The organism is Paenibacillus sp. FSL H3-0333 (genome assembly GCF_038002805.1).
GTDB lineage: Bacteria > Bacillota > Bacilli > Paenibacillales > Paenibacillaceae > Paenibacillus_AQ > Paenibacillus_AQ silagei.
This window is the reverse complement of sequence record NZ_JBBODG010000001.1, coordinates 866773-880564: the sequence shown is the minus strand read 5'-3', so window position 1 is coordinate 880564 and position 13792 is coordinate 866773. Positions and strand designations below refer to the sequence as shown.

Annotated in this window: 15 protein-coding genes; 4 read left to right on the top strand and 11 right to left on the bottom strand. The window is 54.8% G+C overall.

Translation table 11 applies throughout. From position 1 onward, the window contains the following. The first annotated feature begins 78 nt into the window (after positions 1-78). On the top strand, positions 79-462 hold the full coding sequence (locus MHH78_RS04035) for a VOC family protein (protein ID WP_209868718.1): 384 nt from the start codon (positions 79-81) through the stop codon (positions 460-462). Positions 463-529: 67 nt separating this feature from the next. Here MHH78_RS04035 and MHH78_RS04030 read toward each other — a convergent pair whose 3' ends face one another. The 3 genes from MHH78_RS04030 to MHH78_RS04020 all read right to left on the bottom strand — a co-directional run bounded on the left by MHH78_RS04030 (position 530) and on the right by MHH78_RS04020 (position 3770). Continuing rightward, positions 530-1456: an AEC family transporter gene (locus tag MHH78_RS04030; RefSeq protein WP_339252186.1), complete on the bottom strand. Its 927-nt coding sequence runs from the start codon at positions 1454-1456 to the stop codon at positions 530-532. Between the two features lie 248 nt (positions 1457-1704). Further along, a complete protein-coding gene (gene greA / locus MHH78_RS04025; protein ID WP_036691918.1) occupies positions 1705-2187 on the bottom strand; it encodes a transcription elongation factor GreA in 483 nt (160 codons plus the stop codon). Positions 2188-2303: 116 nt separating this feature from the next. Then, complete coding sequence (locus MHH78_RS04020) at positions 2304-3770, bottom strand: MDR family MFS transporter (protein ID WP_341166666.1); 1467 nt, start codon at positions 3768-3770, stop codon at positions 2304-2306. Between the two features lie 225 nt (positions 3771-3995). Here MHH78_RS04020 and MHH78_RS04015 point away from each other — a divergent pair, with 225 nt between their 5' ends. From MHH78_RS04015 to MHH78_RS04005, 3 genes are all read left to right on the top strand, one after another. Beyond that, positions 3996-4427, top strand: a complete 432-nt coding sequence (locus MHH78_RS04015; protein ID WP_341166665.1) for a MarR family winged helix-turn-helix transcriptional regulator — start codon at positions 3996-3998, stop codon at positions 4425-4427. 96 nt (positions 4428-4523) lie between these two features. Then, positions 4524-5693 carry an ATP-grasp domain-containing protein gene (locus MHH78_RS04010; RefSeq protein ID WP_076081439.1) on the top strand — a complete coding sequence of 390 codons (1170 nt, stop codon included), beginning with the start codon at positions 4524-4526 and terminating at the stop codon, positions 5691-5693. Positions 5694-5706: 13 nt separating this feature from the next. After that, positions 5707-6459 (top strand): esterase family protein, encoded by a 753-nt coding sequence (locus MHH78_RS04005; RefSeq protein ID WP_341166664.1) that lies wholly within the window; start codon positions 5707-5709, stop codon positions 6457-6459. A 100-nt stretch (positions 6460-6559) separates the two neighbouring features. Here the strand turns inward: MHH78_RS04005 and MHH78_RS04000 are convergent, their stop codons facing one another. From MHH78_RS04000 to MHH78_RS03965, 8 genes are all read right to left on the bottom strand, one after another. After that, positions 6560-6847, bottom strand: coding sequence for a DUF6509 family protein (locus MHH78_RS04000; protein ID WP_076081434.1), 288 nt, complete (start codon positions 6845-6847; stop codon positions 6560-6562). Positions 6848-6880: 33 nt separating this feature from the next. Beyond that, the gene (rlmN, locus tag MHH78_RS03995) at positions 6881-7969 is read right to left on the bottom strand and encodes a 23S rRNA (adenine(2503)-C(2))-methyltransferase RlmN (protein WP_341166663.1); all 1089 of its coding nucleotides are present in this window, start codon (positions 7967-7969) and stop codon (positions 6881-6883) included. Between the two features lie 229 nt (positions 7970-8198). Beyond that, a complete protein-coding gene (locus MHH78_RS03990; RefSeq protein ID WP_036722768.1) occupies positions 8199-8555 on the bottom strand; it encodes a nucleotide excision repair endonuclease in 357 nt (118 codons plus the stop codon). 211 nt (positions 8556-8766) lie between these two features. Further along, a complete protein-coding gene (locus MHH78_RS03985; protein WP_341166662.1) occupies positions 8767-9954 on the bottom strand; it encodes a nitric oxide synthase oxygenase in 1188 nt (395 codons plus the stop codon). A 47-nt stretch (positions 9955-10001) separates the two neighbouring features. After that, on the bottom strand, positions 10002-10850 hold the full coding sequence (locus MHH78_RS03980) for an EcsC family protein (protein ID WP_341166661.1): 849 nt from the start codon (positions 10848-10850) through the stop codon (positions 10002-10004). Between the two features lie 162 nt (positions 10851-11012). Continuing rightward, positions 11013-11294, bottom strand: coding sequence for a hypothetical protein (locus MHH78_RS03975; RefSeq protein WP_341166660.1), 282 nt, complete (start codon positions 11292-11294; stop codon positions 11013-11015). A gap of 313 nt (positions 11295-11607) precedes the next feature. Continuing rightward, entirely contained in the window at positions 11608-13029 is a 1422-nt protein-coding gene (locus MHH78_RS03970; protein ID WP_341166659.1) for a hypothetical protein, read from the bottom strand. Between the two features lie 159 nt (positions 13030-13188). Then, complete coding sequence (locus MHH78_RS03965) at positions 13189-13734, bottom strand: hypothetical protein (RefSeq protein ID WP_341166658.1); 546 nt, start codon at positions 13732-13734, stop codon at positions 13189-13191. Positions 13735-13792: the final 58 nt, after the last annotated feature.

Sequence of the window (13792 nt, the reverse complement as noted above, 5' to 3'; positions counted from 1 at the left end):
TTGGAAAAGTAACGCTTCATCCGCACATGTTACATTTACTGCGTGGAACATACAATATAACAAGGGAGCGATATTCACATGAATTCAGAATTTCAAATCAAAGGCATTGGGCAAATATCCATTCGGGTACATGACATGGAAGCTGCCACCCGGTTCTATCAAGATACCCTAGGCCTAAACCTGTTATTTCAGATCCCAAACATGACTTTCCTGGAGTGTAACGGACTTCAGATGGTCTTGAGTATTGCTGAAGACCCGCGGTTCGATCATCCCAGCTCGGTGTTCTATTTCCAAGTTGACAATATACACGCATCGTACGAAACGTTAGTCGGGCGGAATGTGCATTTCCTGGACAAGCCGCATAAAGTGGCTGAGATGGGTCAAACCGCAACCTGGATGACGTTCTTTCAGGACCCCGATCAAAATGTACATGCACTGATGAGTGAAGTGCCTGTGTCTTAATAATTACTTCCAGGGGGGCACTATTGCCCCTCTATTCAGTTTTTCGCATACATTCAGCCCGCGAACCCTATCCCCCCACCGCCGCAATCAGCACCGGCAGGACCAGGAAGGAGGCCAGCGTCGTCCAGACGATACAGCGTGAGACCAGCGCAGGCGAGCTGCCGAAGCGTTCGGCCAGGACGACGGAATTGACAGCCACCGGCATGGAAGCCAGAATCAGCAGCACCGAGAACAGGGTGCCTGTGATGTTCAGGGCGAGCAGCACCAGCGCAGCCAGAAGCGGAGCCAGCACCAGCCGGACGGTCAGCCCCGTCCAGAAGGCCAGCTGCACATTGCGCTCCGTATGTGCTGCCTGGACCTTGACCATCTGCGCGCCGAGGATCGCCAGTACTACCGGCGAATATGCTCCGGCAGCCATCGCAACGCCTGAGGCCAGCTCATGCGGCATATGAAGGCCAAGCGCCCGCAGCAGCAGCGCCAGGATGGCGGCGTAGATGGCCGGCAGCGAGAAGACGGACTTCAACGCGCTGCGCACGGAGAACTGTGACCGGGCGGCAAAATACACGCCGATCGTATTCACGATCACCATCTGGGCGATGACATAGACCGATGCCTTGTCCAGGCCCAGCTGGCCGAAGGCCAGCAGCACCAGCGGCAGGCCGTAATTGACGCTGTTCGTGAAGGTGGAGATGAGCGTAAGACCGGCGGCCTCCGGCGGAGCCAGCTTCAGCATTTTACCGATTAGGGTCGCCACACCCCACAGCAGAAACAGGTTCATGAGCGAGAACGCCAGTGTCTTATAGACATCATCGAAGGAGATATCCGCCGTAGCCAGCGTGTCCAGAATAATAGCCGGACTGAGAAAATACAGGTACAGCGTCAGCAGAGGCTTCGTATCGAGCTGCTTATACCGTCCAAGCAGCGCACCGGCGGCCACCGGAATGGACAGCGGTACGATGACCTCAACAAGTGTCGTGAGTACAGTCTGAATCACAAGCCAGGACTCCTCTATGTAGTAGTTATTTTCTACTATAACCCTCCCGGCAGAGAGCGTCTAAGACAAGGAAGCAATATCCTTGATAGCAATTGCCTATGACCCCCGCCCCGTGCAGACAAAATAACCCCACAAAGCGGGGCTTTAGCTTAGATGATGACTCAGGTACTTTGCGGGGGCCCCAAAACATAAAAAAAAATCCCGCACCCTTAAATTAAGGGCCACGGGATTCCGGTTAGGTCTTCCTTTTACAGCATTTTGATCTCAAGCAGCTCGTATTTGATGATCCCCATCGGGGCATTGACGCTGATGATATCGCCTACCTTTTTGCCGATCAGCTCTTTGCCGAGCGGGCTCTCGTAGGAGATCTTGTTGTCCAGCACATCGGCTTCCGCCGGGCCAACCACTCTATATTCAATCTTCTCCGAGTACTCCACATCGTTGAGGATAACGATGCAGCCTACGCTGACTGTACTCAGATCCATATTGCTGGCATCCACGATCTGCGCCTTAATCAGCATCTTCTCGAGAATCATAATGCGGGTCTCCATGAAGGATTGATCCTCCTTGGCGGAGTGGTATTCGCTGTTCTCCTTCAGATCGCCGTAGCTGATCGCCAGCTTAAGCCGGGCTGCAAGCTCCTTGCGCCCTGCTCCCTTCAGTTCCCTCAGCTCTTCCTCCAGCTTGGCCAAGCCTTCTTTGGTCAAAAATACTTCGTCATTATTAGACATGTATACAACTCCTATTATTTGCTCACTTTATAGTATTCTAACTCATAATCGCCCAACATGCGAAGAGAAAGCGCTATAACGCATTATTAAGGAGTATTTACGGCAGAGTCCCGGCTTCAAGCCTCTGCCTGCGGAGCAGGGGCCGCTGCAGGCTTGCCTCTGCCGCTTCTCAGGAGAAAGGTCAGCGGAATAGCCAGCAGCCCCACTGCCGTAGCGATCAGGAAAATATCCTGCACGCCCATCGTCATCCCCTGCGCCTTCAACAGAGAACCGGCTGCCCGGGCTGGCCCATCCGCCAGCTCCTGCTGGTGGGCCAGCGATCTAGAAGCGAGCAGCGAGCTGAATACGGCAATGGACAAGGCACCTGTAGCCTGGCGGACCCAGTTGGTCACGGAGGAGGCGTGGCCGGTGATGGCCCTTGGCACCGCCGACATTCCGGCATTGGTCACCGGCATGAAGGCCAGCGTAATGCCGACATTGCGCAATGCCATAAGCACCGCGACACGGGTATGGGTCACGGCCAGCGTGATGTGGGCAAGCTCCCAGGTTGAGGCGCTCAGCAGCAGAATACCGCCCAGGATCAGCCAGAACGGTCCAATCCGGGAGTACAGCTTGCCGACCACCGGTGACAGTACAGCCATCACGATGGAGCCCGGCAATAGCACCAGCGCGGTCTTCAGCGGGGTAGACTGCTGGATATCCTGCAGGAAGACCGGGATCAGGAAGGTCCCCGAGTATAACGCAACGGTAATAATACAGTTGATGATCAGGCTGTAGGTGAACCGGCTCTGCCGGAATACCTTCAGATTCAGCAGCGGCTCCTGGATCGACAGCTCCCTGCGGATGAAATACGTTAAGGCCGCCGCCCCAACCAGCAGCAAGGTCAGGGTATTCCATGACGTCCAGCCCCAGGCGCCCCCTTTATTGAAAGCCAGAATAATGAAGGCACTGCTCAGAATGACTGTGACGAAGCCCGGCAGATCAAAGCTTCTGCTCCCGGTGTTCTGCCGCTGGAACGGCAGGCACTTCAGAGCTACACCAATGGCAATCAGGCCAATCGGCAGATTGATCACGAACAGCGATTTCCAGCCGAAGTATCCGGTCAGCCAGCCGCCAAGTGTCGGGCCGAAGGCAGGCGCCAGCATCGAGGACAGGCTCCAGAGGCTCATCGCGAAGGCCTGCTTTTCTTTGTCGATAAACTGATAAATCATCGTCATGGTGGTAGGGATGATCAGGCCGCCGAATATTCCCTGGATAATGCGGAAGGTAATCAGTGAATGAATATTCCAGGCCACCGTACACAGTGCCGAGAACAAGGTGAAGCCCGACAGGGCGAATACGTAGAGAACCTTATAGCTCCATTTATCCCCGAAATAACCCACCACAGGTGCAATGACGCCGGTAGCCAGCAGATAGCCGGTAATCATCCACTGTACGGTGCTGATCCCGACGTGGAAGTCCTTCAGGAAGACCGGGAACGCTACGTTAATGGTGGTTGTACTGAGAATAGCCATGAAATTGCCGAAAAAAATGGCCAGAATAATCAGCCAGAATGATGAATGTTTTGCCGCCGGACTGCTCAAGGGCGCTCTCTCCTCTATTTTGCGGTTCACCCCAATATAGGTGTATGATACAATTAATTTAATATATGTGTATTATACAACTATATGTTTGAAAGTCAATGTGACTTATTTCATGATTCTTTCATAACAAGGCGGCAATATCCGGTGACTTAGCATAAGGCCGGTATTATCACTTATACTAGGGAGACATATGACAAAGTAACCGGTAAAGGACGGAATCTAACTATGGCTGATGAACAGAAGGATAAGCACCTCGAAGCTCTGAACCAGGAGCTGATTACGCTGATCCGCCACGGCTCGCTGGATAAGAAGCACGGCGGGCTGGACCGCTCCTCGTATACCCTGCTCCACCATCTGTCGATACACGACAAGGTAGGCGTTAAGGCGCTTGCCGAACAATTCGGCCTCGACACCTCTACCATCAGTAGGCAGACAAGTGTCCTGGAGGCGAAGAACTATGTGGAACGGGTGCCTGATCCGCAGGATGGGCGCTCCAGCTATTTTCAGCTTACTGCGCTTGGTGCACAGACCTTCGCCGAGGCCCGGGACATCCGGCTTGCGCGCTACGGGGAGATCTTCGGGGACTGGTCCACGGAGGACTGCGAACTCTTCAGCGGACTGCTCGCCCGGCTCAACCGTACCCTGCAGCAAAAATAGCACCAAGAGGATTGACGGATGCTGGCGAAGCTGGTAGATTGAATTAATCATACAAAATAACTCGGAATTATATTTTAGTCAAAGGGGCCGGTCTGCATGAACTTTATTTTCTTTTCCCCGCATTTCCCCAAGAACAGCGCTGAATTCTGTACGCACCTGCGGGAGCAGGGGGCCACGGTGCTTGGGATTGGCGATGCAGCCTATGACCAGTTGGAGGACAAGCTGAAATCGGCACTGACCGAATACTATAAGGTAAACAATCTGGAGAGCTATGAGGAGATTCTGCGGGCTGTCGGCTATTTCACCCATAAATACGGCAAGATTGACCGCTTCGAGTCGCTGAATGAATACTGGCTGGAGCAGGATGCCGCGATCCGAACGGACTTCAACATCTACGGCACCAAGTCGGATTTCGTCCATAACCTGAAGCAGAAGTCCAAGATGAAGGAATTTTTCCGCAAAAGCGGGGTAAGCACCGTCCAGTTCTCCACCGGTACAACGCGTGAGAGCGTCGAGAGCTTCATCCAGAGTGCCGGCTTCCCGCTGGTGGTGAAGCCCGATCTTGGCTCCGGGGCCAGTAACACGTATAAGATCAATAACGAAGAGGAGCTCCAGCACTTTTTTGACACGAAGCCGGAGGATGTAGCCTTCATTATTGAAGAATTCATAGACGGGGTCATCCTCACCTATGACGGGCTGGTGGACAGGGACGGGAATGTACGCTTCGCGGTCAGCCACCTGTTCGAGAACAGTGTGATGGATGTCGTCAATACGGACAATCACCTCTACTACTTCTGTCTGCGGGAGATCAGTCCGGAGGTCGAGGAGGCGGGGCGGAGCATTTTGCAGGCTTTTGACATCCGGGAACGGTTCTTCCATATCGAGCTGTTCAAATCGCACAAGGATGGCCGGATCATTGCCCTGGAAGTGAATATGCGCCCGCCCGGCGCCTGGATGACTGATGCGATTAACTTCGCCTATGATGTCAATGTGTATAAGGAATGGGCCAGCATGGTTGTGCATAATGAGGTCGGCGGTCCATACGAAGGCAAATATTATACCGGCTATGCCAGCCGCAAGAATCATAAGCATTACGCTCACAGCCATGAGGACATCTACCGTGCATTCGGCGGAAAGATTGTCAATTATGACGAGATTGAAGAGGTCTTCAGCAGAGCAATGGGCAACCGCGCTTATCAGTTCCGTTCACCCGAGCTTTCGGAGGTCAGAGACATTAGAGGCTATATTCAACAAGAAGAGGGATAGGATGTGTTAACGGATGAGGATAAGCTACCATAAGGAGTACAGCCACAACCTGGGCAGAGACATGGAGTATAAAATATACGGCCACGCCGGCAAACCGATGCTCGTCTTCCCCACCTCGCTTGGACGCTTTTATCAATATGAGGATTCGGGCATGATCGATACGCTCTCGTCCTTCATTGAGGCGGGCAAGCTGCAGATCTGGGCCTGCGACAGTCTGGATGAAGAGACCTTCTTCTCCACCCACTGGAACAATGAGGACCGGATACACCGTCATGAACAATATGACAAATATATTGCGCATGAGCTGATTCCCGGCATCCTCCATGAGAGCAAACACAGCAACGGCGGGACCGACCAGCGCATTCTGATCTCAGGCTGCTCGATGGGCGCTTATTACAGCGCCAGCTTCTTTTTCCGTTATCCGCACTATTTCGATACCTTGATCGCCCTGAGCGGCGTCTACTCCACCTACTACTTCTTCGGCGACTATATGAGCGGGAACGTCTATCTAAATTCACCGCTGCACTACCTGCCGGGGCTGACGGATGAGCATTATCTGAACCAGTACCGCAACAGCAATATCATCCTCTGTGTCGGTCAAGGGGCGTATGAGGATGAGATGCTACATGAGACCCGGCTGCTTCAGGAGGTGCTGGGGCAGAAGAGCATTCCGGCCCGGATCGACTACTGGGGCCATGATGTCAGCCATGACTGGCCGTGGTGGAACAAGCAGATTCATTATTATGTGGAAGGCTGCCTGGGTTAGTGAAGCTGGGGCTTGAACGCGAATCCATTTGTAGATTTGCACAAAAAAAGGAACTGCTGAAATAAGCAGTTCCTTTTTCTTTGACCACTTCCGCCTTGTCCTATGCAGGTACATGCTCCGAACAGAACTGAAGCAGCGCGGCTTCCTCATCTTCTTCCATATCGAAATCGAGCAGCTGGCCTGACGAGGTCTCCAGCAGATCGTAGCTGACAATGCTTGTCTGCTCTTCTTCCACTTTGACAATCACGCGGGCGGACACGCCGTTCTCCACGTACAGCTCATCATCCTCCGGCACATCAATATTCACGACGAACTCATATCGCTTGCCGCTTAGGATATTAAATGGATCTCTTACGTTCTCCACGGTGTAGCTTGTAAATGTCAACAAGTTGCATTCCTCATTTCTCAATTCACTGCCAGATTATTGTAACACAGTATCTGCGGCTTTGCCTTTGGTCTTCTTAATCTGCTTGCTGCGCAGCTGTCCGCAGGCCGCATCGATATCGACACCCTGCTCCAGCCGGGTGCTGACACTGACACCCTGCTTCTTCAGCGTATCGAAGAAGGCACGCACCGACTCCCGACTGCTCCGCTGATATTGGCTATGCTCATCTACGGGATTATACGGAATCAGGTTGACGTTCGCCAGCTGGCGGCGGTCTCCGATCAACTCGGCCAGCTCCAGCGCATGCTCCTCGCGGTCATTGATATCCTTCAGCAGGATATACTCCAGCGTGATTCTCCGGTTCGTCTTCTCCAGATAGTAATCAATCGCCGGCATTAACTTCTCTATAGGAATGGCCCGGTTAATCTTCATAATCTGTGTCCGCAGCTCATTATTCGGGGCATGCAGCGAGATCGCCAGATTGACCTGCATATTGGCGTCGGCGAATTCTCTGATTTTGTCCGCCAGGCCGCTGGTGGATACGGTGATTCCTTTGCCGGCAATCGCCAGGCCCTTGTGATCCTTAATTGTAATCAGGAAGTTCAGCAGATGCTGGAAGTTATCGAACGGCTCGCCGATCCCCATAACTACGACATGGGTGACCTTCTGGCCCAGACCGGCCTGATCCAGATAATGCTGGACCTTCATAATCTGCTCCACGATCTCGCCGCTGGTCAGGTCCCGGCTCTTCGCCAGCAGCCCGCTTGCACAGAAGCTGCACCCGATATTACAGCCGACCTGAGTGGTGACACATACGGACAAGCCGTACTTCTGCCGCATCATCACTGTCTCAATCAGGTTGCCATCCTGGAGGCGGAAGAGGAACTTCACCGTACCGTCGGCCGATTCCTGCTTGACATGCTCTTCCATCGTCTGAAACACATAATGCTCTTCCAGCAGCTCTATGCATTCCTGATTCATTCCGTCCATCTCGGCGAAGCTGGTGATCCGCTTGCGATACAGCCATTCCCAGACAGCAATGGCCCGGGATTTCTTGTGGCCATGTTCCAGCAGCCATGCCATCAATTGCTCCAAAGTCAATCCATAAATGGATTCTTTATTCATTTCATATCCTCTTTTCAAAACATTAAAGTTCAATCTATCTATTCTACCTTGACAGGGACATTAGCAGCAACAATACCTTATTGTCTCAAATTTCGTTTATTAAAACAAGAGGAAACCGCTGCGGATTCGGGCCTTCGGAGGCGGAAGTGCCTGGATAATCGGGTGGAACCTGCACATAATCTTTCAAAAAAAGCGCAGTCCGCAGGGACCACGCCTTTTCCGCCAAACCTTATTTATACAGAACCTTCTCGACATTGTACTTCGCGCGTAGCTTGTTCACAATGTAGGTCTCATAAATCTCTCTGTCCACCGGATCTTCGACGAGGCAGACTTCGATGCGGGTAACCTCATCGCGGTGGGGCTTCATCACAGATACATTATCCTCGAAATGCTTCTTGATCCGCGGTCTCAGCTTGCGGGCCTTGCCTACAAACAATAGCTCGTCCTGATCATTGTAGAACATGAAGATGCCGCCGGCTTCGCGGGTAATCAGGTGGAAATCGGTGAATCCGTAAATATGGCTCAGCTCAGGGTTAGCTTGCTTGTAAATAATAACTTCCGGTGACGGAATGGTAATGCTGATCATTAAGCTTCACTTCCTCATTGGATATAGAAATAAATAGTATCACAGAATGGGTAACGTGACTATTTCTATCTTGTGCAGATTGGCTCATATGTTACTTGCGCTTCGGCTTCAATTCCGGCATGTTCAGCGTAAGCGCCATATTGCACAGCATCGAATTAGCCAGGAAGGTGCTCACCTTCACCTCAGGATGCGCAAACCCGGCAGCTATTGATCAATCACTCTTCATGGACTGATGAAAAGGGCAGCCCTTCACTTCTGCAGCCTCAGCGCCATGCTGCTGAGAATCAGCCTCCTTCTTCCGGTAGACGAAGCGCGGGCTTAGCTGCAAATCGCGCAGCTTGTTGTCATTCCAGATCGGTGTAGAGGAAGGCGACATCGGCGGAATCAGCCAGCCCCACTTGCCGGATACTTCCCGTCCCTGCTGCTGCTCCTGTTCCTGGAAGCGGACGAACTGGTCTGCCGCTGTATGATGGTCCACAATACTGACCCCGGCCTGCTTGAAGGAATGGAGGACAGCCCGGTTCAGTTCCAGCAGTGCCCGGTCCTTCCACAGCGAGGTATTAGTGGACCGGTCCAGGCCTAGCAGGTCAGCTACCGCAGGCAGACGGTTGTAGCGGTCCGTATCGCCGAAATTCCGCGAGCCGATCTCCGTCTCCATGTACCAGCCGTTGAATGGCGCTGCCGGGTAACGGATGCCGCCGATCTCCAGACACATGTCCGAGACAATCGGAACGGAGTACCAGCGCAGGCCCAGCTCCGTGAACTGCGGGAGCTCCGGGTGGCTGAGCGGCACCTCCTGTACAAGTCCTGGCGGGATTGGGAAGTAACGGGGCTCCTCCCGGCCGATGCTGATCACGAGCGGCAGAATGTCGAAATCCCCGCCCGTGCCCTGCCAGCCCAGCCTGAGGCAGACAGCGGTGAATTCATCCGAGGCCGGATCACCGGCACGCGGATGCTCCCCGTCCCCGGGATAACCGGCATAGCGGATCAGCTGATGATTCCAGATCCGGATGGCACGGCCTTGCTCCTCTTCACTACGGAAGACGGTAATGACCGGCCGGATACGGCCGCCGTTATTCGCATGCTCCATATGATGCAGCAGCGCCTCCGCGACCTCCGCGACAGTCTCTGCTCTGCGGGCGTCAATCACATCTAGAGAATGCCAGAACAATCTTCCGATGCAGCGGCTGTTATGGCGCCAGGCCATCCTTGCCCCGTGCGCCAGCTCTTCTGCCGTATGCCTGTATGTACCTGTGCGCTGCACCTCTTCGAATATATCCGCCAGACGAAGGTCCCGTTCAACCTCTGTTAACCCCAGCTCCTGATAGCAGACCGTAATGAAGGACTCCGCCTGCCGGATCAACTCCTGAGTGCTATGCTGTGGAACTGTGTGTTTCATCTTCTCTCTCCTATCCATGCGTGCCCTGCTACAGTGCCCTCAGCGTATCATCTCTGCTCCAGCTCTGCCAGCCTGGAGATAATCCGTCTTTTGCGGTAGAGCATCCGCGCAGCCTCTGTGACCTCCTCCAGCGTCTTCCGGTTGAGGTATGCGCCGAAGAACATGCCTGCAACCGGAACGGTCTGGAGCAGCTTTTTCCAGCCCCAATTGTCGCGGTATACAGTCACTACCTCCTTCCAGCCCTGAATCCTGGAGACGGTCTCCTGAGTCGCGGCGAGAATGTTGCCGTCCTCGCCTGCCTGCAGATTCAGCTCCTTCAGCAGCGTGCGCTTCCCCACTACATCGGAGGAGGCGAACTGCATCACCTTCACGGTGAAGATCCGCTCGGCCTTATCGGTCGGATCGTAGCCATAACACAACCCGATCTCCTGAATCGCCTTCAAGGAGAGGCCCAGGACAGCCGGAATATCGGCAGCCAGTGTGAAAATTCCGCCGAAGCCCGTGGTCGCCCCCTGAGCCGTAGCCGTATTCCGGCTCCGCTCCGCGAGCTTCAGTGCCACTGCATCCATGACAACCAGCGGGTAAGGCCCGGTAGAGGGAGCGCCCGCCGCCCGGCTTGTCTCTTCCATGAGCTTGCCCACCTTGCGCCCGGCCACCAGATAGTTGCCGCCGTTCTGGATGTAGCCGCCCAGTTCATCAAGCAGCCGGCCTACCTTCTCGTGGATAACCTTTGGCGTGATTGCATCCAGCAGCTTGAAGGGCAACCGGGTAATCCGGTCCCAGATCATCAGCCTATTCTGCTCTTTCTCCCACTTGGTAATCTCCTTAAGCGCGGCATACAGCATCTCCGGTGTCTCCGGAGGACTCCATGAATCAGTGTTATCCGCTTCCGGCATAGATATGTACCTCCTCTGAATGGTCTCGTCATTACCTTATAACCTATTTCCCGGCAAATGATTGCACAAGCTCCCCCCATTGCCCCTCGGGTACCATTAAAAGCAAACAGGCACCCCGGATCAACTTCGGGAATGCCTGTTCAACATAGCCTGTTTCAGGCTCTAATCCCGGAACTCGACAACCTGCCCATCCAGCGAAGACAATCTGCGCTTCTCTTCCTCCAGCCTCTCTTGGACCAGCCCTACCCCTTGTTTCCCGACCGAACCTTCCGGGGCATGGCGCACGGCTTCCTCAGCGTGCTCCAGGCTGTTCTCTGCCTGCTCCATCATCTGCCCGGTCGGATGGCTCACAGCCTGGGTTACAGCGTTATGCAGCTTCGTCACCGCATCGTGCGCCTGATCCACCGTGCTGTTGGTGCGCAGACTAGATTCGTAATGCTTCATATTATATTTCCCCCTCCATCACAATGTCCGTTCTTCTGTAGGATGGATTAGGGAAGGAAATCTTATGCGGATTGTAGGCGCGGGGTTCACATGCGGACCGTACGGACGTTATTACTCTCAAAACCGTGGCCTTTCGCTCCATGCGGACTGGAGAGACCTTATCCCCCCAAAAGCAAGGCCGAATTGTGCCAAATGGGAGCAATAAAGGCTCTGGAGTCCGCATGAGTTCGAAAACAGGCTGATTGCTGGAAATAACGGCGCTGGGGTCCGTATGCGCCCGGGCGGGTGGAGGGTATGGTACCTTAAGCGGTGCCTACACCAGGAACATGGCGACAATGGTCATTGCCATAAGACCCAGCAGGACCGGCTTCAGATTGCGCCGGGCCAGCTCGAACGGGCTGACGCCGCAGATCGCAGCGGCGGGAATGAGCGCCCACGGGATCAGGGTGCCGCCGCCGACCCAGATGGCGGCCACCTGCCCAAGGGCGGTCAGCGTTGCCGCGCCGGAGTGGATCGCGGCGGCGAACAGCCCGGCAATCGAGCCGGCCAGCGAGATGCCGGAGAACCCGGAGCCGTCGAGGCCGGTGATCGCGCCGATCACCGTCAGCGTTACGGCTCCCACCGCCCCGTTCAGCGGCACGTGATTCGCCAGGGCCACGCCCAGGTCGTTCACGATGCCGTGCGAGCCGTCCGGCAGCACCTTGCCGTACAGCTCAGTGAAGGCGGCGTCGCCCAGATAGAAGAAGGCGGCAATCGGGATGACCGGCCCGAAGACCTTGAAGCCGAAGGTGAAGCCTTCAATAAGATAAGCGGTTATCTTCTCCAGGCCCTGCCCCTGGCCGCGATGGGCCAGCAGGGTAATGACAATCAGGATCAGCACGGCGGTTCCGCCGACCAGCGCGGTAGCATCGCCGCCTTGCAGGTGAAGCACGAACATGCCGATCACATCCAGCAGGAAGAGCAGCGGAATGGCGATCGCCAGCCCTTTGCGCAGACGGTCACTCATGAGCACTGGCTGGTCATCATCCGTCCCCGCATCAGCCGACGGCTCTGCTGCTCCCGGGGAAGCGACCAAGCCTTCTCTCCAGGTGCCGTTCTTCTGGTCTCGCTTCATCATCCAGAAAGCACTCACCGTGGTCACTACCCCCATTACGATCACCAGCGGAATACTGGCCTCCATCACGCTCGACACCGGAAGACCGGCGGCATCCGCCGTCAGCTTCGGAGCGCCTTGAATAATATAATCGCCGGAGAGGGCGATCCCGTGCCCGAACAGGTTCATGGCCACCGCTGCGCCCAGCGCAGGCAGCCCGACCCGGACCGCCACCGGCAGCAGAACGGCCCCGACCAGCGCTACCGCAGGGGATGGCCAGAAGAAAAACGAGGTTATCATCATAATCAGTCCGATTCCCCAGTAGGCCATCGCCGGTGTGCGCAGGAACCGGGTGAGCGGAGATACCATCGTCTCGTTGATGCCTGTTATAATCAGAATCCGGCTCATCGCCACGATAATGGAGATAATCATTATGGTGCCGAGCAGCTCCCTGGTTGCATAGACAAAAGAATTAAAGATCCCCGACACCGACCCGCTAAGCGTCGCCGTTGCCAGCAGCCCTAGCGCCAGAATCCCGGTCACACAGATCATGGTTGTATCACGCCGCTTGATCAGCAGCGCCAGAATGAACACAATAAACACCAGATACACCCAATGAATCGCAGTAAGCTGGATACCCATTAGCCATGCGCCCCCTTTCCACTTACAAATAGCAAGCAGGTGCTATATGCTATGCAGGAGGATAGGCCATTGTTCGCCTCAGGGACGCGCAGAACCTCACAAAAAGACCCCCGCCTCCACAACATGGATTCAGGGATCTTATTTGCGGATTACACTCTGTTACCGGTGCCTGCCTGCTCTTCTGGCCCGGAGGAACGCAAGCTGCTTCAGTCTGTCCTGATCGTATAAGCTGCCCGCGATTTCCGGTTGCCCGGTATGTAGATGGGTAATCTCCTGTACGGCTGCTGGTCTGGGGGCGGCAGGAAGAAGGGAGGAGGTTCCGTCCCTGTGAACGATCAGACTATGGCCGGGTGAGGAGTGCGGCTCGCGCACATACTCGTCAAGATAGCCATACACCTTACGCTGCATCACAGGATCTTTGCTCATCTGCTGCAGAATATTTGGAGCGATTATAAGCTCCCGCTGATCACTCCGGTCTCCTGAGCCGTTCTTCTCCCCCTTGCTGCCCTCTTTGGCTACCGCCATAATGCGGACGGACAGACTGTACCTTGCCTTGATTCTGCGTGCCTGATCCTCAATTGCCGCTCCCACAGCTGCCATCATCTCCGGGAAGCTGAGCGAAGATGAACCGGCAGAAGTATGGTCCGCCTGTTGCGGTGAGCGGGTCAGCGAAGCGGCGTTGATTCGTGATATGGGAATATACATCGGACGCTCCTCTTCTCGCGCGTAAAGTTCAGGACAACTCTTTATCGGCAAAAAGAGG